At 73.3% G+C, this 22,910-nt stretch carries 19 protein-coding genes and 2 pseudogenes; 15 read left to right on the top strand and 6 right to left on the bottom strand.

The window, feature by feature from the left end:
• The first annotated feature begins 94 nt into the window (after window positions 1-94).
• The 11 genes from KIF24_RS21345 to KIF24_RS21305 all read left to right on the top strand — a co-directional run bounded on the left by KIF24_RS21345 (window position 95) and on the right by KIF24_RS21305 (window position 9,984).
• A complete protein-coding gene (locus tag KIF24_RS21345; RefSeq protein ID WP_331461386.1) occupies window positions 95-1,915 on the top strand; it encodes a hypothetical protein in 1,821 nt (606 codons plus the stop codon).
• On the top strand, window positions 1,915-3,594 hold the full coding sequence (locus KIF24_RS21340; RefSeq protein ID WP_230415816.1) for a hypothetical protein: 1,680 nt from the start codon (window positions 1,915-1,917) through the stop codon (window positions 3,592-3,594). Before KIF24_RS21345 ends, KIF24_RS21340 begins: the two co-directional genes overlap by 1 nt.
• A complete protein-coding gene (locus KIF24_RS33315; RefSeq protein WP_230415815.1) occupies window positions 3,591-3,743 on the top strand; it encodes a hypothetical protein in 153 nt (50 codons plus the stop codon). The genes KIF24_RS21340 and KIF24_RS33315 overlap by 4 nt, the downstream gene beginning before the upstream one ends.
• Before the next feature lie 56 nt (window positions 3,744-3,799).
• Window positions 3,800-4,465 (top strand): GntR family transcriptional regulator, encoded by a 666-nt coding sequence (locus KIF24_RS21335; RefSeq protein WP_221085543.1) that lies wholly within the window; start codon window positions 3,800-3,802, stop codon window positions 4,463-4,465.
• 85 nt (window positions 4,466-4,550) lie between these two features.
• The gene (locus KIF24_RS34660) at window positions 4,551-5,783 is read left to right on the top strand and encodes an amidase family protein (RefSeq protein WP_331461235.1); all 1,233 of its coding nucleotides are present in this window, start codon (window positions 4,551-4,553) and stop codon (window positions 5,781-5,783) included.
• Window positions 5,666-6,058, top strand: a complete 393-nt coding sequence (locus tag KIF24_RS33305) for a hypothetical protein (protein WP_331461234.1) — start codon at window positions 5,666-5,668, stop codon at window positions 6,056-6,058. Before KIF24_RS34660 ends, KIF24_RS33305 begins: the two co-directional genes overlap by 118 nt.
• On the top strand, window positions 6,052-6,453 hold the full coding sequence (locus KIF24_RS21325) for an allophanate hydrolase-related protein (RefSeq protein WP_221085542.1): 402 nt from the start codon (window positions 6,052-6,054) through the stop codon (window positions 6,451-6,453). The genes KIF24_RS33305 and KIF24_RS21325 overlap by 7 nt, the downstream gene beginning before the upstream one ends.
• Before the next feature lie 20 nt (window positions 6,454-6,473).
• Complete coding sequence (gene biuH, locus KIF24_RS21320; RefSeq protein WP_221085541.1) at window positions 6,474-7,163, top strand: biuret amidohydrolase; 690 nt, start codon at window positions 6,474-6,476, stop codon at window positions 7,161-7,163.
• 8 nt (window positions 7,164-7,171) lie between these two features.
• Window positions 7,172-7,864: a cysteine hydrolase family protein gene (locus KIF24_RS21315; protein WP_230415813.1), complete on the top strand. Its 693-nt coding sequence runs from the start codon at window positions 7,172-7,174 to the stop codon at window positions 7,862-7,864.
• 12 nt (window positions 7,865-7,876) lie between these two features.
• Window positions 7,877-9,508: a solute carrier family 23 protein gene (locus KIF24_RS21310; RefSeq protein WP_230415811.1), complete on the top strand. Its 1,632-nt coding sequence runs from the start codon at window positions 7,877-7,879 to the stop codon at window positions 9,506-9,508.
• Between the two features lie 98 nt (window positions 9,509-9,606).
• Window positions 9,607-9,984 carry an AtzH-like domain-containing protein gene (locus KIF24_RS21305; RefSeq protein WP_221085540.1) on the top strand — a complete coding sequence of 126 codons (378 nt, stop codon included), beginning with the start codon at window positions 9,607-9,609 and terminating at the stop codon, window positions 9,982-9,984.
• A gap of 23 nt (window positions 9,985-10,007) precedes the next feature.
• Here the strand turns inward: KIF24_RS21305 and KIF24_RS21300 are convergent.
• Window positions 10,008-11,844, bottom strand: a pseudogene (locus tag KIF24_RS21300) (hypothetical protein).
• Window positions 11,845-11,940: 96 nt separating this feature from the next.
• Here KIF24_RS21300 and KIF24_RS21295 point away from each other — a divergent pair.
• The 3 genes from KIF24_RS21295 to KIF24_RS21285 all read left to right on the top strand — a co-directional run bounded on the left by KIF24_RS21295 (window position 11,941) and on the right by KIF24_RS21285 (window position 15,229).
• A complete protein-coding gene (locus KIF24_RS21295) occupies window positions 11,941-13,230 on the top strand; it encodes an outer membrane protein assembly factor BamB family protein (RefSeq protein WP_221085539.1) in 1,290 nt (429 codons plus the stop codon).
• A 104-nt stretch (window positions 13,231-13,334) separates the two neighbouring features.
• Window positions 13,335-14,003: a response regulator transcription factor gene (locus KIF24_RS21290; RefSeq protein ID WP_221085538.1), complete on the top strand. Its 669-nt coding sequence runs from the start codon at window positions 13,335-13,337 to the stop codon at window positions 14,001-14,003.
• 56 nt (window positions 14,004-14,059) lie between these two features.
• A complete protein-coding gene (locus tag KIF24_RS21285) occupies window positions 14,060-15,229 on the top strand; it encodes a sensor histidine kinase (protein ID WP_221087478.1) in 1,170 nt (389 codons plus the stop codon).
• A 78-nt stretch (window positions 15,230-15,307) separates the two neighbouring features.
• On the opposite strand, the gene KIF24_RS21280 is transcribed toward KIF24_RS21285, so the two are convergent.
• The 5 genes and pseudogenes from KIF24_RS21280 to KIF24_RS21260 all read right to left on the bottom strand — a co-directional run bounded on the left by KIF24_RS21280 (window position 15,308) and on the right by KIF24_RS21260 (window position 21,646).
• Window positions 15,308-16,123: a hypothetical protein gene (locus KIF24_RS21280; protein ID WP_230415809.1), complete on the bottom strand. Its 816-nt coding sequence runs from the start codon at window positions 16,121-16,123 to the stop codon at window positions 15,308-15,310.
• Between the two features lie 69 nt (window positions 16,124-16,192).
• Window positions 16,193-18,295: a 3-hydroxyacyl-CoA dehydrogenase NAD-binding domain-containing protein gene (locus KIF24_RS21275; protein WP_221085537.1), complete on the bottom strand. Its 2,103-nt coding sequence runs from the start codon at window positions 18,293-18,295 to the stop codon at window positions 16,193-16,195.
• Complete coding sequence (locus KIF24_RS21270) at window positions 18,292-19,515, bottom strand: thiolase family protein (RefSeq protein WP_221085536.1); 1,224 nt, start codon at window positions 19,513-19,515, stop codon at window positions 18,292-18,294. Before KIF24_RS21270 ends, KIF24_RS21275 begins: the two co-directional genes overlap by 4 nt.
• Before the next feature lie 160 nt (window positions 19,516-19,675).
• Window positions 19,676-20,874 (bottom strand): annotated as a pseudogene (locus tag KIF24_RS21265) (HRDC domain-containing protein).
• Window positions 20,875-21,073: 199 nt separating this feature from the next.
• Window positions 21,074-21,646, bottom strand: coding sequence for a DUF3000 domain-containing protein (locus tag KIF24_RS21260; protein ID WP_221085535.1), 573 nt, complete (start codon window positions 21,644-21,646; stop codon window positions 21,074-21,076).
• A 161-nt stretch (window positions 21,647-21,807) separates the two neighbouring features.
• Here KIF24_RS21260 and hemE point away from each other — a divergent pair, with 161 nt between their 5' ends.
• Complete coding sequence (gene hemE / locus KIF24_RS21255; RefSeq protein WP_221085534.1) at window positions 21,808-22,905, top strand: uroporphyrinogen decarboxylase; 1,098 nt, start codon at window positions 21,808-21,810, stop codon at window positions 22,903-22,905.
• The last annotated feature ends 5 nt before the right edge of the window (window positions 22,906-22,910 follow it).

Below are 22,910 nucleotides of genomic sequence, written 5' to 3'. Positions count from 1 at the left end.
GACCGCAGCCCCGCCCGCGACCGCAGCCCCGCCCGCGACCGCAGCTCCGTCGACGACCGCAGCTCCGTCCACGACCGACCCGGCCGCGGACGCGGTGGCGGCTGCCGGTCCGGCCGGGAGCACCGACGCGGGTGGGGCCGAGCCGGCCGGCGGTGCCGCGGCTGGTCGCCGCCGGTTCCGGTGGACGCGCCGCCGGCAGGATCTCGCGGTCTTCGGCGGGTTCCTGCTCACCGCGATCTGGGTGACCAGCCAGATCTGGCTGGATCCGGCCGGCCGGGTCGCCTCGCTCTACAGCAGCGACCCGGCCCAGGTGCAGTTCTTCCTCGCCCACTCGGTACGGGTGGTGCTGCACGGCGAGTTCCCGTTCTTCACCGAGCAGTTCAACTATCCGGACGGGGTCAACCTGATGGCCAACACGGCCATCCTCGCGCTGGGCATCCCGATGGTGCCGGTGACCCTGCTCTTCGGGCCCGCCGTCACCTTCGTGCTGCTGGTGACGCTCGGTCTCGCCGGCACCGCCTCGGCCTGGTACCACGTGCTGTCCCGGCACCTGGTGAGCAACCGGCTGGCCGCCGTGGTGGGCGGCTGGTTCTGCGGCTTCTCGCCGGCCATGTTGTCGCACGCCAGCTGGCATCCGAACATCATCAGCCAGTTCCTGCTGCCGTTCATCGTCTGGCGGGTCATGGTGATCACCAGGTCGACCCGGCCGTACCGCGACGGCGCGCTGCTCGCCCTGCTGGTCGCCGTGCAGGCGTTCATCAACGAGGAGATCCTGCTCTTCACCGCGATGGGCTGCGGAATCTTCCTGATCGCGGTGCTCGTCCAACGACCCGCGCTCTGGTCGCGGGCCTGGCGGCCGTTGGCCAAGGCGCTGGCCACCTGCACGGTGATTGCCGGCGCGTTGCTGGCGTACCCGCTGTACATCCAGTTCGCCGGGCCGATGGCGTACCACGGGCTCAGTGACGCGGTCCGCGACTACGGCAACGACATCGCCGCGTACCTCACCCCCGGTTCGCCGACGATCGGTGGCAACCAGCGGGCGAACGTCAACCTCGCCCCGAACTACTCGGAGGAGAACGCCTTCTTCGGCTGGAGCCTGGCGCTGATCGCCGTCGGCATCGTGGCATGGCTCCGGCGGGAGGTGCTGGTCCGGGCGCTCGCCGCGACCGCCGCGCTCTACGCCCTGCTCTCCCTCGGCGAGCGGATCTCCTGGTGGGACCGGGAGTTGATCGCCGGACCGTGGGAGTGGCTGGTCCGGCTGCCGCTGCTCGACGCGGTGGTGCCGACCCGGTTCGGGATGATCACCAGCGTGGTGGTGGCGATCCTGCTGGCCCTGGCCGTCGAGCGGAGCCGCACCCTGCCGCTGGACCGGCGGACCGTGCGTACGCTGACCGGCGCCGGGCTGGTGCTCGCGCTGCTGCCGATCATGCCGATGCCGTTGCCGATGACCTCCCGTCCGCCGGTGCCCGAGTTCATCACCGCCGACCGCTGGCGCGCCTACGTCGGGCCGGACCAGACGCTCGTACCGATCCCGGTGCCGAGCATGGGCAACACCCACGGGATGCGCTGGGCCGCCGCCACCAACCTCGAATTCAAGATCCCCGGTGGTTACTTCCTCGCCCCGCGCAACGGCAACACCGGCGATCCGGGCCGCTTCGGTGGCCGGCCGAGCGGCGTCGGGCGGCTGCTGGAAGAGGTCGCGACGACCGGCCGGACGCCCGAGCTGGACGACCGCCAGCGCCGCCGGTCCCTGGACGAGCTGCGGTACTGGCGGGCGGCGATCCTGGTGCTGCCGATCCGGCAGCCGCACTCCGAGCCGCTGCGGCAGACCGTCGAGCAGTTGGTCGGCCCCGCCCGCCTCGAGCTGGATGTCTGGGTGTGGGACGTACGGTCGCTGACCGACCGCCGGACCTGATGTCGGTCGGCACGGCCCAGCGTGGCGCCGAGGTCGCCATCCGCCGACGGCGGCGGCTTCCCGCGCGTACCGTCGACGGGGCGGTCCTGGCCGGCTACCTCGCGCTGGCGGCGTGGCTGGCCAGCCGGCAGTGGGGCCGCCCGGATCGGCTCTTTCACCAGGCCGGCGACCAGATCCTCTTCGAGTGGATGCTGGCCCACGCGGCCCGTGCGGTCGTCGGTCCGGAGAACCCGCTGTCCAGCGACGCGCTGAACGCCCCCGGTGGGGTGAACCTGATGGCCAACACCTCGGTGCTCGGGCTGGGTGTCCCGCTGACCCCGGTCACGCTGCTGTTCGGCTCGCAGGTGGCTTTCGGGCTGGCGGTGGTGTGCTGCCTGGCCGGCACCGCCAGCGCCTGGTACGTGCTGCTGCGCCGCCGCCTGGTCGACTCCCGGGTGGCCGCCGCGGTCGGCGGGCTGGTCTGCGGCTTCGCACCCGGCATGGTCGCCCAGGCCGGGTCGCACCTGCACATGGCCGCCCAGTTCCTGGTGCCGGTGATCCTGGCGCTGGTGTTCCGCCCCGAACCGGTCCGCCCGGAAACCGGCCGGCGGGGGTGGTGGCACGGCGTCCTGCTCGGACTGGTCGTGACCTACCAGGTCTTCCTCGGCGAGGAGGTGCTGCTCCTGGTGGCACTAGCCGCCGGGGTCTTCGTCCTCGGGTACGCGCTGGCCGACCGGGCCGCCGCCGGCCGGCTCGCCCCGGCCACGGCCCGCCGGATCGTGGTCGGCGCGGTGGTGGCGGGGGTGCTGCTGGCGTACCCGCTGTGGTTCCAGTTCTTCGGCACCGGGCACTACCGGGGGATGCCGTTCCACGCGTACGGCTACCAGCTGGACGCCGCGTCGTTCACCGCCGTGGCCGGGCAGACCATCTTCGGCGACCACCGCCTGCCCGGACTGCTGGCGCCGAACCCGACCGAGGAGAACTCCTTCTTCGGCCCGGGGTTGCTGGTGCTGGCCGTGGTCATCACGGTCTGGCTGTGGCGCCGCCCGCTGGTGCGGGCGCTCGCCGCCTGCGGGGTGGTGTTCGCCCTGCTCTCCCTCGGGGCGCGGGTGCGTCTCGGTGGCGCGCCGACCGACCTGCCGGGGCCGTACCGGCTGATCGCCGAGTTGCCGCTGCTCGACCACGTGGTGCCGGCCCGCTTCTCGCTGGTCTGCGTGCCGGTGCTGGGCATCCTGATCGCGCTGAGCCTCGACCGGGTCCGTCGGGCGGGTCCGCCGGACCGGCCCGGCGCCCCGACGACACCGGCGACCCGGGAGGCGGTGCCGGTGCGGCTGCTCTGGGCCGGCGCGGTGACCGCCACGCTGCTGCCGCTCGCGCCGACACCGATCCGCACCGTGCCGGCCTGGCCGGTTCCGGCGTTCGTCGCCGACGGAACCTGGCGGGCGTTCGTGCCGGCGGGGCGGACGCTGGTGCCGGTGCCGCCGGTCACCAACGCGGGCCGGAGCCCGGCGATGCTCTGGTCGGCCCGAACCGGGCTGGCCTTCACCGCGCCGGGCGGCTTCTTCATCGGCCCCGGGCCCCCGACGACCCGGCGGCGCGCTGGGGCGCTCCGGACCGGCCCACGTCGGTGCTGCTGCGGCGGGTGGCCGACACGGGCGAGGTGCCGACGATCAGCGAAGCGGACCGCCGTCAGGCGGTGACGGACCTGCGGCACTGGCGGGCGGCCGTGGTCGTCCAGGGTGGACTGCACCACGGCGGGCCGGTGCGGCGCACCGTCGAGGCGCTGCTCGGCCCGGCCCGGGAGATCGACGGTGCGCTCGTCTGGGACGTCCGCCCGCTGGTCGGCTGAGTCGCCGGGTGCGCGCCCGCGCCGGTGCCGCGGTGACAGGTGGCAGACTCATCGGAGTGAACGACGTGGCCGCATCGCCGGTGGACGGCGAGCTGGAGAGTGTCAGCCTGGTGGACCTCGCCGTGGACCGGTTGACCCGGGAGATCCTCAGCGGCCGGAGCGATCCGGGTGAACGGCTGGTGGAGGAGCAACTGACCCGGCGGCTCGGGATCAGCCGCGCACCGTTGCGTGAGGCGCTGCGGTTGCTGGCCCAGCGGGGGCTGGTCGAGCATGTGCCGCGGCGCGGGGTCCGGGTCGCCACCCTCTCCGACCGCGACGTGCGGGAGCTGTACGAGCTGCGCGACGTGCTGGAGCGCTTCGCGGTGCGATCGGCGATCCCGGTGCCGCGGGAGAGCGACCTGGCCGGGCTGCGGGCGGCGCTGGACCAGATGCGGGAGGCGACCCGGGCCGCCGACCGACTGGCGGTCGCCGGGTCGCACCGGGCGTTCCACGTCGCGCTGGTGGCGCTCGCCGGCAATCGCCAGCTCTCCGCGGTGTACGACTCGATCCTGGTGAAGTTGCAGCTCTACATGGCGATCAACCTGCGCCGCGAGGCGGAGGTGGCGCAGCCGCTGGACGGCGTCCACCGGCACGAGCGGCTGCTGGAGGCGGTCACCGCGGGCGACCCGGAGACGGTCCTCACGGTGCTCTCCGACCACGGGGCGCGTTCCTACCTCGGCTAGCACCGGCGCCTGCGACCCGGCTGCCGTCATCGCGTCGTTACATATCGCGCGGTTCGCCGAAACAGAACGGTCGACAATCGACTGTATGCCAGAGCGGATCGGATCGGTCTCGGAGCTGCGGTCGGCGTACCTCCACGGTGACCTGACCCCCGTGGACCTGGTCGAGCGCGTCCTCGCCCGGCTCGCCGGACGGACCGGCGAGCCGGTCTGGATCAGCACCGTCTCGGCCGGGCAGCTGTCCGCCCGCGCCGAGTGGCTGGCCGGCCTCGGTGACCCCGCGACGCTGCCGCTGTACGGCATCCCGTTCGCGGTCAAGGACAACATCGACGTCGCCGGCATGGTCACCACGGCCGGCTGCCCCGACTTCGGGTACACCGCCGCGGAGGACGCACCCGTGGTGCGCCGGCTGCTCGACGCCGGTGCCGTGCTCGTCGGCAAGACCAACCTCGACCAGTTCGCCACCGGCCTCACCGGCGCCCGGTCGCCGTACGGCAGCTGCGAGAGCGTCTTCGGCGGCGGGCTCATCTCCGGCGGATCCAGCTCCGGCTCGGCGGTCGCGGTCGCCGCCGGCCAGGTCAGCTTCGCCCTGGGCACGGACACCGCAGGTTCCGGCCGGGTGCCGGCGGCGCTCAACGGGATCGTCGGCGTCAAGCCCACCCGGGGCCTGCTCAGCACGGCCGGCGTGGTGCCGGCCTGCCGCTCGCTGGACTGCGTCTCGATCTTCACCGCCGACGTGGCGGGCGCGGCCGAGGTGCTGCACGCCGCCCGTGGCGTCTCGGCGGCCGACCCGTGGGGTCGTCCGCTGCCGGCGGAGCGGGTCGTTCCCCGCATGCCGGGGACGCTACGCCTCGGCGTGCCCTGCACAGAAGACCTCGAGTTCTTCGGCGACGCCGGGCAGGCGGTCCGGTTCGCCGCGGGCGTGCAGGGGCTGCGGGGTCTGGTCGGTCGGACCCGGCCGGTGCCGTTGCAGACCTTCTTCGAGGCGGGTGACCTGCTCTACCAGGGGCCGTGGGTGGCCGAGCGGCTCGCCGCGCTGGACGGCTTCCTGCGGGAACACCCCGAGGCGGTGCTGGCGGTCACCCGGACCGTGCTGGAGACCGGCCGGCGCTACGACGCCGTCGACGCCTTCCGGGGCCAGCACCGGCTGCGCGAGCTGCGGCCCGCGTCGACCAGCTGTGGCAGCAGGTCGACGCGCTGGTCGTGCCCACCGTCGGCACGACGTTCACCCTGGACGAGATCGCCGAGGACCCGATCGGGCGCAACGCGATGCTCGGCCGCTACACCCAGTTCGCCAACCTGCTCGACCTGGCGGCGGTGACCGTGCCCAACGGGTTCACCGCCGCCGGCCGGCCGGCGAGCCTGACCCTGGTCGGCCCGGCGTTCAGCGACACCACCCTGGCCCGGCTCGCCGCGGCCTTCACCGCCGCCGGTGGCCGGATCGCGCCCGGTTCCGAGGCCGCCAGGGGCGCACGGAGTTCCGGTGCGGCTCCGGTCGTCCTCGGCGCCGGCGGCCCGGCGCCGGCGGAGATCGGGCTCGGCGCCGGGTCGCCGGGCACCCCGGTCGTGCCCGCCCCGGCCCGGCGCGGGTGCTGATCGCCGTGGTCGGGCGGCACCTGGCCGGCGAGTCCCGCAACGCGGAGCTGACCGACCGGGGGGCCACCCTCGCCGGTGTCGCGCGCACCGCACCGCTGTACCGGCTCTACCGGATGGACACACCGGACGGCGAGGGGATACCCGGTCTGGTCCGGGTCGCCCCGACCGACGGTCACCCGATCGAGGTCGAGCTGTGGCGGCTGCCCACCACCGCCGTGGGCGACCTGTTGGCCGGCGTGCCGGCGCCGCTCTCGCTCGGCTGGATCCGGCTGCACGACGGGCGGGACGTGCTCGGTTTCCTCTGCGAGGCGTACGCCGCCGGCCCGCAGGCCGAGGACATCAGCGCCACCGGTGGGTGGCGGGCGTACCGCCGCGCCGCGGCGCACCGGAGTTGACGCATGGAGGAGGACAGAGGATGGGCCGGATCGGGCCGGTAACGGCGAATCCCTACCCGTGGCCGTACGACGGCGCGGCCGACACCGCGCGTACCGCACTGCTCTGCATCGACTGGCAGACCGACTTCTGCGGGCCGGGCGGTTACGTCGACGCGATGGGCTACGACATCGGTCTCACCCGGGCCGGCCTGCCGGCCACCGCCCGGCTGCTGGAGCACGCCCGATCGCTCGGGATGCTGGTCGTACACACCCGGGAGGGGCACGATCCCGACCTTTCCGACCTGCCGGCGAACAAGCGCTGGCGCTCGGCGCAGATCGGCGCCGAGATCGGCGGGGCCGGCCCGTGCGGCCGGATCCTGGTCAAGGGCGAGCCGGGCTGGGAGATCGTGCCCGAGGTCGCCCCGGCCCCCGGCGAGGTGATCGTCGACAAGCCGGGCAAGGGGGCCTTCTACGCCACCAATCTCGACCTGGTGCTGCGCACCCGGGGTGTCACCCATTTGATCCTCACCGGCATCACCACCGACGTCTGCGTGCACACCACCATGCGCGAGGCGAACGACCGGGGCTACGAGTGCCTGATCCTCGCCGACTGCACCGGCGCCACCGACAAGGGAAACCACGACGCCGCGCTGCACATGGTCACCATGCAGGGCGGCGTCTTCGGCTGCGTCGCCACCTCCGACGACGTCATCGCCGCCACGACCAAGTGAGGTAACGCATGTTGACCGTTGCCGCCGCGCGGCCCTCCCCGTACACCTTCGACCTCTCGACCACGGCGCTGCTCGTCATCGACATGCAGCGCGACTTCCTGGAGCCCGGTGGGTTCGGCGAGAGCCTGGGCAACGACGTCGGCCAGCTGCGGCGCACCATCGCGCCGCTCACCGCGCTGCTGGCCGGTGCCCGCGCCACGGGGCTGACCGTCGTGCACACCCGGGAAGGACACCTGCCCGACCTGTCCGACTGCCCGCCGGCCAAGCTCAGCCGGGGCGCGCCGAGCAAGCGGATCGGCGACCCCGGACCCAAGGGCCGGATCCTCGTCCGGGGCGAGTACGGCCACGACATCGTCGACGAGCTGGCGCCGCTACCCGGCGAACCGGTCATCGACAAGCCCGGCAAGGGCGCCTTCTACGCCACCGGGCTGGACGCCCTGCTCGCCGGCCGGAGGATCCGCAGCCTGCTGGTCACCGGGGTCACCACCGAGGTGTGCGTGCACACCACGGTCCGGGAGGCCAACGACCGCGGGTACGAGTGTCTCGTGCTCGCCGACTGCGTCGGGTCCTACTTCCCCGAGTTCCAGCGGGTGGGGCTCGACATGATCGCCGCCCAGGGCGGCATCTTCGGGTGGGTCGCCGACTCCACGGAGGTGCTCGCCGTGCTGCCCACCAACCCCGTGTTGCAACCCTCCTCCTGACCGGGAGCAGCCATGGTCTCCACCAAACCCTCCGTCGTGCCGCTGCCGTACTGGGTGCGCGGCGACACCAACGCGTTCTTCGGATTCGGCGTCAACGTCCTGGTCAACGTGCTCACCCTGACCGGGCTCTGCCTCTTCGTGGTGAACCTCCCCGAACGGGAGGTGTTCGGCACGATCCTGCCGGCACTGGGCATCGCCCTGGTCGCCGGCAACGTCTACTACACCCATCTGGCCCGGCGGCTGGCCCGGCGGGAGAACCGCACCGACGTGACCGCCCTGCCGTACGGGCCGAGCGTGCCGCACATGTTCATCGTCATCTTCGTCATCATGCTGCCGATCTACCTGAGCACCGGCGACGCGCTGCGGGCCTGGGAAGCGGGAATGGCCTGGGCCTTCATCATCGGCGTGATCGTGCTGATCGGCGCGTTCGTGGGCCCGTACATCCGCCGCTACACGCCGCGGGCGGCGCTGCTGGGCACCCTCGCCGGCATCTCCATCACCTTCATCTCGATGAACCCGGCCGGCCAGATGTGGCGGATGGCCTGGATCGCCCTGCCGGTGCTGGCGCTGCTGCTGATCGGCCTGCTCACCGACGTCAAGCTGCCGTTCAACTTCCCGATCGGCCTCGCCGCGCTGCTGCTCGGCACCGCGATCGGCTGGATCGGCGGGGCGATGTCGGTGCCGGACGTCACGGCGGCGGCGCGCGACATCGCGTTCGCGTTCCCCACCTTCCAGCTCGACCTGCTGCTGCGCGGGCTCTCCGACATGGCGCCGCTGCTGGCGACCGCGATCCCGCTCGGCGTCTACAACTTCACCGAGGCGATGACCAACGTGGAGAGCGCGGCCACCGCCGGGGACAACTACAACCTGCGCAGCGTCCTGCTCGCCGACGGTGCCGGCGCGGTCATCGGCTCCGCCCTCGGTTCGCCGTTCCCGCCGGCGGTCTACGTCGGCCACCCGGGCTGGAAGGCCGCCGGTGGGCGCACCGGCTATTCGATGGCGACCGGAATCGTCATCGCGCTGCTCTGCTTCCTGGGGATGTTCTCCCTGCTCGGCGCGATCTTCCCGACCGCGGCGATCGTGCCGATCCTGCTCTACATCGGCCTCCTGATCGGTGCCCAGGCGTTCCAGGCGACGCCGCGGGCACACGCCGCGGCGGTGGTGGCGGCCCTGATACCCAACATCGCGGCCTGGGCGACCGGGCAGATGAACAACGCCCTCGCGGCGGCCGGCACCACGGCGGCGGAGGTCGGCAACGAGGCCCTGGCCGGCGCCGGAGTGGTCTACGACGGCCTGCGGATCCTCGGCGAGGGCGCCATCCTCGCCGGTCTGGTGCTCGGCGCGATCGTCGCGTTCATCATCGACAAACGCTTCGTCCACGCGGCGATCTTCGCCGCGTCCGGCTCGGTGCTCGCCTTCATCGGCCTGATCCACGGTGAGGAGGTCCAGTGGAACGCCAACGGGCAGGTGGCGCTCGGCTACCTCTTCGTCGCGGTGATCTGCGCGATCTTCGCGCTCGGCAGGCATCCGCACCGGGTTCCCGAGCCGGAGGAGATCGAACTGGACCGCCTGCACGGCGGCACCCCGGCGGCACCCAATGAGCCGGCGGGCGGTGAGCAGCGCGAGCCGGTGGTGAGCGGCTGACCGAACCACCCGGTCGGGCGGCGGTGCGGCAGGCACCGGCCCGCCGCCGCCCGACCGGGTGCTTTCCCGTGCCGGCCCGCATAGAGAGGACTCACCGTATGGAGATCGACCGGACGGACGTGGTCGCCGAGGTGACGGCGGCCTTCGTCGGCTACGAGCAGGCGCTGGTGGACGGGGACGCCGACCGGATCTGCGGGTTCTTCTGGGACTCCGACCGGACCGTTCGTTTCGGCATCGCCGACCACCAGTACGGGCTCGACGCGCAGCGCAAGTGGCGGGCCGCCCAGCCGCCGCTGCCGCCCGGCCGCTGGCTGGTCGACACGGTGGTGACCGCCTTCGGCCCGGACCTGGCGGTCGTGACGACCCGGTTCGGGTACGCCGCCACCGCCACCGGCCGGCAGACCCAGACCTGGGTACGCCTTCCGGCGGGCTGGCGCATCGTCACCGCCCACGTCTCCGAGCCCGCCCCGGGCTGAACCCGTCGGGCATCGGCCGCTCGTCAGAGCCGGTCGCGGACGTCCCAGAGCCAGACGTCGTCGACACGCTGCGGTTCACCGAGCAGCGCCGTCAGCAGCTCCCGCAGCACCGGCTCGCGGGGGTGGGCGCCGAGCACCACCACCGACGCCCGCCAGAAGCGCAGGTCGTCCAGCGCCTGCCGGCGGTTCTCGTCGGTCAGCTCGGGCAGCTCACCGGCGTCCATCGTCTGGTAGACCAGCATGCTGGTGGGCCGGTTCGGGGCGCCGAAGACACCTTCGCCGTCGAGGTTCGGGCCGATGAAGTAGCCGGCCGGGATCGGGAACTCGTGCTGGGTCAGCGCGCTCCACCGCAGTGTGGACAGTCCGTGCACGTTGCTGGGGATGGGCACCGGCACCAGCGTGCGACCCGCCGGCACGTACGGCCGCCAGGCACCGGAGGTGATGAAGGTCGGCGGCGGTGCCACCGGCTCGGCCGGCAGCGGGCGGGGAGCAGCGGCAGCACGGCGAGCGTGATGGCGGCGTACCCGATCGGCCGCTGCCAGCGGGGCCGCCGCCCGGTGCGGCGCGCGCCCTCGGGGGCGCGGGGGCCGGCACCGGCGGGCGGCGGTTGCCGGCCACCGCGTCCCAGGCGAGTGCGAGCAGCACGCCGAGCGCGGCGGTGGTCACCAGGGCCAGCCGGGTCGGCATCATCATCTCGACCAGGGGCAGGTCCGCCGGAATGTACGACCACGGGCCGGCGATGCCGGTCAGCTCGCCGTTGAACCGGATCTCCGGGCCCAGCGCGGCCACCGAGAAGAACACCACCAGCACGGCGAGGATCCGGGCCACGAACGATCGGCGTACCAGCAGCAGCAGCGCCACCGCGGACAGCACCACCAGTGGCCAGCCGAACCAGGTGTTCTGCTCGGTCAGCCCGATCGTCGCCTCCACCGCCTCGTCACCGGCGATCGTGTCGCGGGGAAAGGTGACGAAGGCGGCCACGTCCTCGCCCCAACTGTGGAACACCCCGCCCTGCAGGCCCCGGTAGGACTGCGGGCCGTTGAACTGGAACCAGATCGGGTAGGCGGCGAGCAGCAGGGCCACCGCGGCACCGGTGCCCAGCCCGGTGGCGAACGTGCCGGCGCGTCGCCACGCCTCGGCTGGCCTCATCGCCGCATACGCGATCACGACGACCAGGCAGGCCAGCGCCGTGAGCAGCAGCATCTCCTCGTTTATGAAGATCTGGTACGCGACCAGCAGCCCCAGCACCAGCCCGTCGCGCCGCCACCGGCCCGGCTCGGCCAGCCGGAACACCCGCACCACGATCAGCGGCAGCAGGAAGTTGGAGACGAAGTTGGGTTGGCCGTTGGCGTGGTGCACGATGCCGGGGGCGAAGCCGAGGAACGCGCCACCGACGAAGGCCGCCGCCCGCGAGCGCACCAGGTGCCGCGACAGCACCCAGTACGAGGTGCCGGCGGTGGCCGCGAGCGCGCCGCCCAGGTAGAGCGCGTACACCACCTGGGGGCCGAGCAGCATGGTGAGCGGAGCCAGCGGCAGGGTCACCCCGAGCAGCGAGGTGTTGGCCATCATGTTCACCCCGTCGGGGGCGTTCTGCCGCTCGGTGAACAGCGGGTTCTCCAGGTGACGCACCGAGTACGCGCCGTGCGAGAAGAGCCACTCGAACCAGCTGTGGTCGGTGGGCAGGTGGGACGAGACACGGTTCTGCACGTCGACCCAGTAGCTCAGGCAGACGACGACACCGAGCAGCACGTAGGCTCCGATGGCCAGCACGTCGGCGCGGGTCGGCCGGCGTCGCCGACGCGCTGTCGTCGGTTCCGCCTCGACGGTCGCGGAAACGGGATTCAGCGAGGGATCTACCACCGGCACGGCCACGACGGGCCATCGTACAGGCGGGAGCCGGGCCACCCGACGGGCCGTGACGGCCGTGCCGCGGGTGCGCGGCGGGGGAGGACGAGCGTGACGTTGATCGACCTCGGTGAGCTGACCGAGCCGGCCGATCCGGCGCCGACGCGCCGGCGCCGGACCGGTGGCCGTCGCCTCGGGGCCGCCGTCGTGGCGCTGGTCGCGCTGCTGACCCTGGCCGGCGCCGCGCCGCCGGCCCGGCGGATCCACGCGACCGTGGCCGCGGCGCTGGGGACCGATCTGTTCCTCACCGACGACCAGATCTTCGCCGTCTCGCCGATGCCGCAGGTCACCGACGGTAGCCAGGAGCTGCTCGCCTATCCGCGGCCGGTGCGTGCCACCGTCCGGCCGCAGCGCCTCGCACCGCTGTGGCGGGTGCCGGTGCAACCGGCCAACCGGATCTACCGGGTGCAGTCCGTCGACGACGGTGGGGTGCTGGTTTCCATGGGCCGGGAGTCCACCAGGACCAGCGAGACCGTGCGACTGGACGCCCGCACCGGCCAGGAGCGCTGGCGCCAGCCCGGGATCGCGATCTTCGACATGCCCGACCGGGCGTTGCTGCGTACGTTCAACGACGGGGTGTCGAACTCGCTGCGCATGATCGAGCTGGCCACGGCCCGCGAACTGTGGTCCATGCCGTTGTCGGCGGCCAGCGTCGACTACCGCCAGCACGACGGCGTGGTCGACGCCGTCGTGGTGGCCACGGTGGACGGTGAGGTCGAGGTGGTCGATCCGGAGACCGGCACGATCCGGCACCGCCTGCCCGCACCCGACGACGACCCGGCCGGCTACCAGCAGGCCGCGGTGGTCGGTGACCTCGTGCTGGTCATCCGCAACTCGAACACCATCGCCGCGCACACCGTCGACGGGCTGATCCGGCGCTGGCAGGTGAGCGTGCCGACGGCCACCTATGTCACCCCCTGCGGCCGGCTGCTCTGCGCCGGAATGGCCGGCGGCGGGTTGACCGTCCTCGACCCGGGCACCGGGGCCGTCCGGTGGAGCAGCGGCGATGTCCTCGACCTCATGCTGGTGGGCGAACGCAACACCGTCGCGCTGGTCAGGGGCACCAACGAGGTGGTCACGCTCGACGTGGAGACCGGTGCGATAGTGACCGAACACGGGACGTGGGAGCCGATCATCCGCTACGAGTACGCGCCGCAGCTGCTCGGCGTGCGCCCGCTCAGCGACGAGGGCCTGGTGCTGGCCCGCCTCGACCCGAGCGGACGACCGGCGCGCCGGATCGACGTGCTGCCCCGTGCCGGCGGCAGCTGCCAGGGCCGGTACGACCTGGTCGCCTGCCGCCTGTTCGACGGCGGCTACGGCATCTGGCAGCTGCCGGGCTGACCCCGCCGCCGCCAGGCGGGCCGGGCCGAGCGCGCCCGCGGTGGGGGCGGCTTGGTCGCCGGCGCTACGTTGTCGGTGGTCGCTGGGGCGAAAAGGGGCGGAACATGCGGGTACTGGTGGTCGAGGACGAGCGCAACCTCGCCGACGCGATCGCGCGTGGCCTGCGCAAGCGTGGTATGGCGGTGGATGTGGCCTACGACGGCGACAACGGTCACGAACTGGCCTTCGTGACCCGCTACGACGTGGTGGTGCTCGACCGGGACCTGCCCGGCATGCACGGCGACCAGATCTGCGCCGAGCTGGCCGCGTCCGGCGCGCTGACCCGGGTGCTGATGTTGACCGCCAGCGGCACCGTCGCCGACCGGGTCGAGGGGTTGGCGCTGGGCGCCGACGACTACCTGCCCAAACCGTTCGCCTTCGACGAGCTGGTCGCCCGGGTGCAGGCGCTGGGCCGGCGGGCCACCCCGGCGGCCCCGCCGGTGCTGGAGGCGGCCGACCTGGTGGTCGACCCGGCACGACGCACGGCGACCCGGGGCGGGGTGCCGGTGGAGCTGACGAACAAGGAGTTCGGCGTGCTCTGCGAGCTGCTCAAGGCGCGGGGCGCGGTGGTGTCCAGCGAGGAACTGCTGGAGCGGGTCTGGGACGCCAACACCGACCCGTTCACCACCATCGTCCGGGTCACGGTGATGACCCTGCGCCGCAAGCTCGGCGACCCGCCACTGATCGAGACGGTGGTCGGTGCCGGCTACCGCACGGCCGAGGTGGGGGCGTGACCCGCCCACTGCGGCGGCCGACGCTGCGGCTGGGGTCCGGACTGCGGCGGCCCACGTTGCGGCGGCCCACCCTGCGCCCGACGCTGCGGCTGCGATTGACCCTGCTCAACGGCGTGCTGCTGGTCGGCGCGGGCGCCATCCTGGTGCTGCTGGCCTGGCTGCTGGTCCGCGACGCGCTGCGTCCCACCGACGAGTTGCTGCCCGGCACCACCGTGGTGCTGGCCGACGGAAGCACGCTGGAGGGCGCCGCCTGGCAACGGCAGCTGGTCGACTCGGCCTCCGGGGAACTGCTGGCCAAGGGACTGGCCGCGCTGCTGGCGATCGGCGTGGTCGGCGTGGTCGGGGCGTACGCGGTCGCCGGCCGGGCGCTGCGCCCGCTGCACCAGGTCACCGCCACGGCCCGCCGGCTCGGCGAGACCACCCTGCACCAGCGGATCTGCTACACCGGGGCGGACGACGAGGTGGCCGAGCTGGCCGACACGTTCGACGCGATGCTGGACCGGATCGCCGCCGCCTTCGAGGCGCAGAAACGGTTCGTCGCCAACGCCTCCCACGAACTGCGTACGCCGCTGGCGGTGATGCGTACCGAGATCGACGTGACGCTCAGCGACGACGAGGCGGATCCGGCCGAGTACCGCCGGATGGCCACCGTGGTGCGCGACGCCTCGGAGCGGGCCAACGGGCTGGTCGACGCGCTGCTGGTGCTGGCGCGCAGCGAGGCGCAGACCGGCCGTCGCCTGGGCCGGCGCAGCGAGTGCGACCTGGCCGCCGGCACCGTCAACGCGCTCTCCGCCGTACGCCGGGAGGTCGAGCGGATCAAGCTGGACGTGCGGACGTCCCTGAAACCGGCGCCGGTGGTCGGCGATCCCGGGCTGCTGGACCGGCTGGCCGGCAACCTGATCGAGAACGCGGTCCGCTACAACCACCTGCACGGCCGGCTCTGGGTGCGCACCGGCTCGGACGGGCAGCGCTCCTGGCTGGTGGTCGGCAACACCGGTTTCGAGGTGGACCCGGCCGACGTGCCGGGGCTGTTCGAGCCTTTCCGGCGCGGTGGCCGGGAACGCACGGGGGCGCGCGGATCGGGCCTCGGCCTGTCCATCGTCCGGGCGGTCTGTGATGCGCACGGCGGCGCGGTGACCGCCGTGGCACAGCCCGGCGGCGGTCTGGAGGTGACGGTCGACCTGCCGGCCGCGGACGCCGCGCCGACCGTGGAGGCCGCACGGTGACACGTGGTGAGCCAGCAGGCGGCGGAGCCGGGCCGCTGCCGCCTCGGCGGCGGGGCCCGGCCCACGCCGGCTACCGAATCACTCGCGTTGCTGGATCTGGCCGCGGATGGTGGTGAACTCCGCCTCGGCGTCCGCACGGGACGCGAAGAAGATCACGAACACGCCGACGCTGCCCCGGTCGGCCCAGGCGCAGACACCGAGCGGCAGACCGTCCGACCGGCCGTCGCCGCAGCTGGCCTCGCCGCCGAGCGGACCCGGATCGGTCGCCGCCACATTGGTGAGGCCCAGTTGGGCGGAAAGATCCGTGATCGCCTGATCCAGTTCCTGCTGCGGGTCGGCCATCAGCCCGGACGCGCCCGCGATCATGACCAGGTCCTCCGCAGCCAGGTCACCGTAGAAGGCGCCCACCGCGCTGGTCTCGTTCTGCACCGTGGACGTGATGTTGCGGACCATGTCGTCGGCCGCCTGCTGCAACTCCGGGTCGGTGATCTTCGGCCGGCCGGCCAGGGTGTCCGGCGCGACCATCCGGGTCCGGGTGGCGTCCACGGCCTCGCCGACCTCGTCCTTCACCGCGAACCAGATGGCCGTGGCACCGCCGGCACAGAGCACCAGGAGCACCGCGAGGACGATCAGCACGATCTTCCCGACGCCGAACCCCTTCGACGGTGCTGCGGCGGGTCCCGGACCGGCAGGCCACGGACCGCCGGGCCACGGACCGCCGGGCGGCGGGTAACCACCGGGCTGCTGCGGCACCGACGAGCCACCGGCCGGCGGATACGGCGCGGCCCCCGGCTGGGGGTACGGACCGGGAGCCGCCGCCGGGTACGGGCCCGCGGGCGCGGGCGGGTACCCGGCGGCCGGCGGGTTCTGGTGCTCGTCCGGAGGGTGGGACATGCTGTCAGCTCCTGGTGTCGGTGGAACCGGTCATCGTAGCCAGGCGCCTCAATCCCTCTCGGCCCCCGCTCAGCCGGCCAGGCTGGCCGCGCCGGGCGGCAGGAACCGCCGGCCGGTGACCCGCTCGCTGGTGCCGGTCCGGTCCAGGTACGGCGTCACGCCGCCCAGGTGGAACGGCCAGCCGGCACCGAGGATCATGCACAGGTCGATGTCTTGCGCCTGCGCGACGACGCCCTCGTCGAGCATCTTCCGGATCTCCTGCGCCAGCGCGTCCAGCGCGTTGCGGCGGACCTGCTCCTCGGTGAGCGGCTGGTCGCCGACGACCAACAGCTTCGCCACCTCGGCGTTGATCTCGTCGTCGACGACGATCGGCTGGCCCGAGTCGGCGATCCGCTTCAGGTTCTCGCTGACCCCGAATCGGTCCGGGAACGCGGTCTGCAGGGTGCCGCCGACGTGGTACGCGACCGCCGGTCCGACCAGCTGGAGCAGGGCGAGGGGGCGCATCGGCAGGCCCAGCGGGTCCAGGGCGCGGTCGGCCACCTCCAGCGGGGTGCCGGCGTCGACGGCGGCGAAGACCGTGCCGAGGAAGCGGGTGAGCAGCCGGTTCACCACGAACGCCGGGGCGTCCTTCACCAGCACACTCGACTTCTTGAGCTGCTTGCCGACCGCGAAGGCGGTGGCCAGGGTGACATCGTCGGTGCGCTCACCCCGGACGATCTCCAGCAGCGGCAGCACCGCGACCGGGTTGAAGAAGTGGAAGCCGACCACCCGCTCCGGGTGCTCCAGCTCCGCCGCCATCGCCGTGATCGACAGCGACGAGGTGTTCGTCGCCAGTACGGCCTCCGGCTTGACGATCTTCTCCAGCTCGGCCCAGACCTGCTTCTTGACGTCCAGGTCCTCGAAGACGGCCTCGATGACGAAGTCACAGTCAGCGAACGACGTGCGCTGGCCCGGCGTCGACGCGGCGAAGGCCTCTGCTTTCGGCGAGCCGGACACCAGGCCGTACAGCTTCGCGGCGGTGCCCTTGTCCATCCGGCCCTTGCTGACCGCCTTCTCGATCTGGGTGTGCACGTAGCCCACGCCCTTGTCGACCCGGGCCTGGTCCAGGTCGGTCAGCACGACCGGCACCTGGAGGCGGCGGGCGAACAGCAGCGCCAGCTGGCTGGCCATCAGGCCGGCACCGACGATGCCCACCTTGGTGACCGGCCGGGCCAGGCCCTTGTCCGGCGCGCCGGCCGGCCGCTTGGCCCGCCGCTGCACCAGGTCGAAGGCGTACAGGCCGCTGCGCAACTCCTCGGAGAAGACCAGGTCGGTTAGGGCCTCGTCCTCCGCGGCGGTGCCGGTGGCGAAGTCGGCGTCCTTCGCCGTCTCCAGCAGGTCCAGCGCGCGGTACGCGGCCGGGACCGCGCCGTGCAGCCGCTGATCGAGGGTCTGCCGGGCGAAGTAGAGCACGCCCGCCCACATGTCCTTGTCGACCTCCGGCCGGGTCACGGTGACCGCGCCCCGGACGACGCCGGCCGCCCATTCCAGGGAGCGCTCCAGGAAGTCGGCCGGCTCCAGCAGCACGTCGGCAATGCCCAGCTCGGCGGCCTGCTTCGGCTTGAGCATCTTGTTCTGCATCAGCGGGTTCTGGATGATCACCTGGGTGGCCGCCGGGATGCCGATCAGGTTCGGCAGTAGCTGGGTGCCACCCCAGCCCGGGATCAGGCCGAGGGAGACCTCGGGCAGGGCGAGGGCCGCCGCGCCCGCCGACAGCGTCCGGTAGTGGCAGTGCAGGGCCAGCTCCAGGCCACCGCCCATGGCCGCGCCGTTGACGAAGGCGAAGGTCGGGATCTGGCTGTCCTTCAGCCGGGCGAAGACCCGGTGGCCGAGCCGGCCGATCTCCAGCGCCTGCTCGCGGGACCGCAACGCCGGCAGGCCGACGATGTCCGCGCCGACGCAGAAGACGTACGGCTTGCCGGTGACCGCGACGAACGCCGGATCGGCCGCGAGGGCGGCGCTGATCGCCTCGTCGAGGCTGGTCAGGCCGCCCGGACCGAAGGTGTTCGGCTTGGTGTGGTCGAACCCGTTGTCCAGGGTGATCAGGGCGGCCGGACGGTCCAGCCCCGGCACGTTCACCTGCCGCAGCAGGGCCTTCGTGACGACCTCGTTCGGTGCGGCGAGCGCGTTCACTTGTCTCCACCCTTCCGCTGAGCCGGCTTGCTGGACTCCGTCCAGTGTGGGTTCTCCCAGATGACGGTGCCGCCCATGCCGATGCCGATGCACATGGCGGTGACGCCGTAGCGGACCTCGGGGTGCTCGGCGAACTGCCGGGCGAGCTGGGTCATCAGCCGCACGCCGGAGGAGGCGAGCGGGTGACCGATGGCGATCGCGCCGCCCCACTGGTTGACCCGCGGGTCGTCGTCGGCGATGCCGAAGTGGTCGAGGAAGGCGAGCACCTGCACGGCGAACGCCTCGTTCAGCTCGAACAGGCCGATGTCGTCGATGGTCAGGCCGGCGATGCGCAGCGCCTTCTCCGTCGACGGGATCGGACCGACGCCCATCACCTCGGGCTCGACGCCGACGAAGCCGTACGACACCAGCCGCATCGCGATCGGCAGGCCCAACTCGCGGGCGGTCGCCTCGTCGGCGAGCAGGCTGGCGGTGGCGCCGTCGTTGAGGCCGGCCGCGTTGCCCGCGGTGACCTTGCCGTGCGGCCGGAACGGGGTCTTGAGGGTGGCGAGCTTCTCCAGCGAGGTGTCCCGGGGTGCCTCGTCCACGGCGGCCAGGCCCCAGCCGGTCTCCGGGTCGCGGATCGCCACGGGGACCAGGTCGTCCTGGAGCTTGCCGTTGGCGTACGCCTTCGCGGTCTTCTGCTGCGAGGCGAGGGCGAACGCGTCGGTGCGCTGCTTGGTGACGTGCGGGACCCGGTCGTGCAGGTTCTCCGCGGTGGAGCCCATCACCAGCGCGGACGGGTCGACAAGCTTCTCGGCGACGATGCGCGGGTTCGGGTCGACGCCCTCGCCCATCGGGTGGCGGCCCATGTGCTCGACGCCACCGGCGATCGCGACGTCGTACGCGCCCACCGCGATGCCGCTGGCGACGGTGGTCACGGCGGTCATGGCCCCGGCGCACATCCGGTCGATGGCGAAGCCCGGGACGGTCTTGGGCAGACCTGCCAGCAGGGCGGCGGTGCGACCGATGGTCAGGCCCTGGTCACCGATCTGGGTGGTGGCGGCGATGGCGACCTCCTCGACCCGTTCCGGTGGCAGCTGCGGGTTGCGGCGCAGCAACTCGCGGATGCAGCGGATCACCAGGTCGTCGGCGCGGGTGTTGGCGTACATGCCACCCGCCTTGCCGAACGGGGTGCGGACGCCGTCGACGAACACGACGTCCCGGACTTCACGGGGCACGATGAGCCTCCCTTTCGGCCACAGTTCGGCCGCAGACGGCGCCAGGGCCGAACGGGGGTCGCCGGCACTGGCGTTTCCCCGATGCTACTCGTCAGTAATAAGCCGCGCCGCACGGCGGGCTGTGGCCCACCCCACACTCACCGGCCCGCCGCCCCGCCGATCATGACGAGAGGGCGGGCAGGAGGGCGTCGGCGAGGTCGGGGAGGAGGAGGGTGAGCTGCCACTCCCGGGCGTTGAAGCCGCGCAGCAGCTCGGCGACGGTGGCCTCGGTGATCTCCTCCGGGGGCTGCCAGGCGACGCGGCGGACCGTGTCGGGGGAGATGAGGTTCTCCGGTGGCAGATTGTGCTCGCCGGCCACCCGCAACACCACCTCCCGGCAGCGGGCCAGGCGGGCGGCGGCGGCCGGATCCCGCTCGGCCCACCGGTGCGGCGGGGCGGGCCCTCCACCGTCGGCGCCACCGGCAACGCGGCGTCCGGCAACTCCCGCGCGTCGTCCAGCGCCGCCAGCCAGGTGCGGGCCAGCCGGCGCACCGAACGACCGCCGAAGCCGGGCAGGGTGAGCAGCGCCCGCTCGTCCTTCGGGTCCAGCTCGGCCGCCGCGACGATCGCCGAGTCGGGCAGCACCCGCCCCGGCGCGGCGTCCCGCCGGGCCGCGATCTGGTCGCGGGCATACCACAGGGAACGGACCCGGGCCTGCGCCCGCGCCCCGCGCACCCGGTGGATGCCGGAGGTCCGTCGCCACGGCTCGGCCCGCACCCGGGGCGGCCGGGCACCGGTACGCACCAGCGCGGCGAACTCCTCCGCCGCCCACTCGGACTTGCCCTGCCGGGTCAGCTCCGCGTCCAGCGCGTCCCGCAGGTCGGTCAGCAACTCCACGTCCAGCGCGGCGTAGGTCAGCCAGGACTCCGGCAACGGCCGGCTCGACCAGTCCGCCGCCGAATGGTGCTTCTCCAGGCCGAAGCCGAGCAACTGCTCGGTGAGCGCGGCCAGCCCCACCCGTTCGAAGCCGGCCAGCCGGGCGGCCAGTTCGGTGTCGAACAGCCGGCGCGGACGCAGCCCGAGCTCGGCGAGGCAGGGCAAGTCCTGGTTGGCCGCGTGCAACACCCACTCGGCCTCGGCGATCGCGGTGTCCAGGGCGCTCATGTCGGGCAGCGGTAGCGGGTCGATCAGGGCGGTGCCCGCGCCGGCGCGGCGCAGCTGTACGAGGTACGCCCGCTGGCTGTAGCGGTAGCCGGAGGCGCGTTCGGCGTCCAGGGCCACCGGCCCGGCACCGGCCGCGAACCGGGCCACCACCTCGGCGAACTGCTCCGGGGCGGCCACCGGCTCGGGGGTGCCCTCGCGGGGCGCGGTCAGCGGCACGGTCTCGCCGCTGGTGGGCTCGGTCCCCGCGTCCGACGGCTCCGGCCGCGCCGACCGCGGGTGGTGCGTGTCGTTTCCCGTACGGCTTGCGGCGGCCCGACGGCGTAGGGGTGTTTCGTCGGTCACCTGACAACCCTAGTGCGCGAGTGGATCGGGCGGCGCGCACCCGTCCCGCCGCGTGTCGGCACGTCGACCTCGCTCAGCCGGCGGTGGCCGGGCGGCGCTCCGGCAGGGCGGTGACGCCGGGCGGCGGCAGGCCGGCGGTGGAGGCGAGCAGGGTGCACCAGGCGTGCAGGTGCGGGGTGAGGTCGACGCCGGTCGGGGTCCACGAGGCCCGGATCTCGACGTCACCGGTCGCGGGCGGGCCGGCCAGCTCACCGAAACGGGTCGACATCGTCTGCGTGATCGTCCCGCCGATGGCCCGGTACCCCGCCTCCTGGGCGTCGAGGGCATCGGTCAGCCAGGTCCAGCCCACCCCGGGCAGCAGCGGGTCGGCGGCGAGGTCGACATCCAGTTCGGCGCTCACGTAGGTGACCAGTCGCAGGGTGCCCTGCCAGGCCTCGTGCCCGGCCGGGTCGTGCAGCAGGATCAGCCGACCGCTGGCCACCTCGTCGGCGTCGGGCGAGACGGAGGCGGAGAGTGCGAACGAGTACGGCGCCAGCCGCTGCGGTGCGCCCACCTCCTCCAGCAGGATCTCCGGCCGGGGCGTCGCCGACCGGAGCCCGGCGACCGCGCGGGCGAAGGTGTCCGGAAGCGCGAGCGGGGGGGCCATGCCCGCAGCCTATGCCGCCGCCCCGGTCCCGGCGTCGAGGCGCGCCGACGATCACCAGGCCACACCGAGTCGGCCGACCGGTGTCGGCCGGTTCCTCCGGCCACGTCACAATGCTGGCGGTGGGCGCGGGAGCGCGCCGGGCGCGTGGCACGATGACCGCGATGACCACCGACACCACGGGCACCGCCGCCCGAGACGACGAATCCCGCCCCGGCGGGCCCGCCGACTCGCCCTTCGTGCGGGCGTGCCGCCGCCGGCCCGTACCGCACACCCCGGTCTGGTTCATGCGCCAGGCCGGCCGGTCACTGCCGGAGTACCGCGAGATCCGGGCCAACGTGGCGATGCTGGAGTCCTGCCGCCGGCCCGATCTGGTCACCGAGATCACCCTCCAGCCGGTACGCCGGCACGGGGTGGACGCGGCGATCCTGTTCAGCGACATCGTGGTGCCGGTCGCCGCCGCCGGGGTCGAGCTGGACATCGTGCCCGGAACCGGGCCGGTGGTGGCCGAACCGGTGCGTGGCGCCGCCGACGTCGAGCGGATCCGGCCGATCGGCCGCGACGACGTCGGCTACGTCGACGAGGCGGTCCGGATGCTGGTCAAGGAGTTGGGCGACACCCCGCTGATCGGTTTCGCGGGCGCACCGTTCACCCTGGCCAGCTACCTGGTCGAGGGCGGCCCGTCGCGTACCCACGCGAAGACCAAGGCGCTGATGTACGGCGAGCCGGAGCTGTGGCACGCCCTGGCCGGCCGGCTGGCCGAGGTGACCCTGGCGTTCCTGCGGGTGCAGATCGAAGCCGGTGTGTCGGCGGTGCAGCTCTTCGACTCGTGGGCCGGTGCGCTCTCCGAGGCCGACTACCGCCGGTTCGTGCTGCCCCACTCGACGGCCGTGCTCGCCGGGCTCGCCGACGCGGGGGTGCCCCGGATCCACTTCGGCGTCGGCACCGGCGAACTCCTCGGCGCGATGGGTGAGGCCGGGGCCGACGTGGTCGGCGTCGACTGGCGTACCCCGCTGGACGTGGCGACCGGCCGGATCGGGCCGGACCGCGCCGTGCAGGGCAACCTCGACCCGTGCCTGCTGTTCGCCCCGTGGCCGGTGGTGGAGGCCGAGGTGCGCCGGATCCTGGCCCAGGGCCGGGCCGCGCCGGGGCACGTGTTCAACCTCGGTCACGGCGTGCTGCCGGAGACCGACCCGGAGGTGCTGACCCGGGTGGTCGCGCTGGTGCACGAGCTGTCCGCCCGGCCAGCCGGGCTGGACTGACCACC

Source organism: Micromonospora tarapacensis, assembly GCF_019697375.1.
Classification (GTDB): domain Bacteria; phylum Actinomycetota; class Actinomycetes; order Mycobacteriales; family Micromonosporaceae; genus Micromonospora; species Micromonospora tarapacensis.
This window is presented reverse-complemented; position numbering and strand designations above follow the sequence as displayed.